The sequence below is a fragment of the Sphingobium sp. LSP13-1-1.1 genome (genome assembly GCF_040676415.1).
Taxonomy (GTDB): Bacteria; Pseudomonadota; Alphaproteobacteria; order Sphingomonadales; family Sphingomonadaceae; genus Sphingobium.
Genome location: NZ_JBEGHU010000072.1, coordinates 1 through 356, shown reverse-complemented (window position 1 = coordinate 356; position 356 = coordinate 1). Strand labels below are relative to the sequence as shown.

At 68.0% G+C, this 356-nt stretch carries 1 pseudogene; it reads right to left on the bottom strand.

The window, feature by feature from the left end:
- Positions 1–302 (bottom strand): annotated as a pseudogene (locus MRBLSP13_RS20780) (oxidoreductase); the annotation flags it as partial.
- Positions 303–356 lie beyond the last annotated feature (54 nt).

The following is a 356-nucleotide window of genomic DNA, read 5'->3' as shown; positions in this document are numbered from 1 at the left end:
GCCTTGGCGAACTCGACCGCCTCGTCGGGGTTGAAGCCGCCCTCGACCCAGTCGGTCGCCGACACGCGAATGCCCATCGGCTTGTGCGCGGGCCATTCCGCCCGCATCGCCTTGAACACCTCGAGCGGGAAGCGCATGCGGTTTTCCAGCGACCCGCCGAACTCGTCGGTGCGCTGGTTGGCGAGCGGCGAGAGGAACTGGTGGATGAGGTAGCCATGTCCGCCATGCATCTCGATCAGGTCGAAACCGATCCGTTCGGCGCGCGCGACGGCCTGGCGGTGGGCTTCGATCAGGTCGAGCATCTCGGCCCTGGTCAGCGCGCGGGGCGCCGGAAAGTCACCGAACGGGATGGCCGA